The organism is Ornithinimicrobium jinqii, assembly GCF_045032595.1.
In the GTDB taxonomy this organism is placed as follows: domain Bacteria; phylum Actinomycetota; class Actinomycetes; order Actinomycetales; family Dermatophilaceae; genus Ornithinicoccus.
In genome coordinates, this window is the sequence record NZ_JBJFZS010000071.1 from 1 (window position 1) to 1,097 (window position 1,097).

Below are 1,097 nucleotides of genomic sequence, written 5' to 3' on the forward strand. Positions count from 1 at the left end.
GAATGGTCGACTTGAGCACCTGCGCGGCCTGGCCCTCGGGTTCCGCAACCTCACCCACTACATCGCCCGAGCACTCCTGGAAGCCGGCGGATTCAGGCCCCAACTACACCCTGCATTGTGAAGAGCCGGTAAACGCCGTGCGCAGCCCCTAAGGGCGCTTCGGTTACAGCCAGGACGGACATCACTAGCCCCAGGAAGTAGGGGGGAACAACGTCCACCGACGGGTCAGCGGATCGTGCGAGGAGGTACTCGTAGCGAAACGGAACCGACCGATTAGCCCTGTCCTGGAAAGCCTGGGTGAACGACGCAAGCGCTTGGACTGAGCCCTCGGCCTCGGCCGCTACGGCAAGGTCCTCCCGGTCGACGAACAGGTAAAGCGGGCGGTCGGGAGACCCGTTCACCACGATGTGTTCGAACAGACGATCTCGCCACTGCTCGTACGTCAGCACGTCTTTGCCCCTACCCCACCGTCATGAGCCGACCGACTGGTCGAAGTGGACACGTTAACTCAGTTTCACCCACGAGCCGGGTTGATCTGGTGAGGGGCACAGGGCGCGTCGTCCCGCGTGAGTGCCACGACAAGTTCCTTAACTCTGCGCTGTCAGGTGGCCAGCGGGTTCCTGAGGATTCTTCACGAAAGGGTTGGCGGCCGTGCTCACTGGCCTGCCGGACTCAGTACTGAAGAGCCGCTCCCCCCTTGGGGTCATACTTCGGGCATCCCCTTCGGCATGGGAGAGCGGTTGAACCCCGCGTTCATGAACTTGGCCATCTCCTCGGCAAAAGCGGCATCAGCGTCAAGGTCCGCCTGGGTGACCGTTCCGCCCGGAATGAGGGCGACTGCTTCGCACTTCAAGCCGATCTCGCCTTCTGCCGTCTCATCGAAGGCGCCAGTGAGGTCGTCGAGAATTCGCTGCGCAAGAACTATGTTCTCGGTAGAAAACGCGATCTTGTACGCATAATTGGTCATGATTGTTGACGGCGCTCGAAAACTGGACGGTTTCGGCGGTCGAAGAGTGAACGGTTTCAGTCTAGGGTTTCCTGCTCAACCTTGATGCTGGGCAGGGTCTCGACGCCGCGGTCGCGGAGTCGGTAGCTGG

The 1,097-nt window shown here is 61.3% G+C and carries 2 protein-coding genes; both read right to left on the bottom strand.

The genetic code is table 11. From position 1 onward, the window contains the following. Positions 1-92 precede the first annotated feature (92 nt). Entirely contained in the window at positions 93-449 is a 357-nt protein-coding gene (locus ACI3ET_RS16365) for a hypothetical protein (protein WP_405034134.1), read from the bottom strand. 254 nt (positions 450-703) lie between these two features. Further along, positions 704-967 carry a hypothetical protein gene (locus tag ACI3ET_RS16370; protein WP_405034135.1) on the bottom strand — a complete coding sequence of 88 codons (264 nt, stop codon included), beginning with the start codon at positions 965-967 and terminating at the stop codon, positions 704-706. Between the last annotated feature and the right edge of the window lie 130 nt (positions 968-1,097).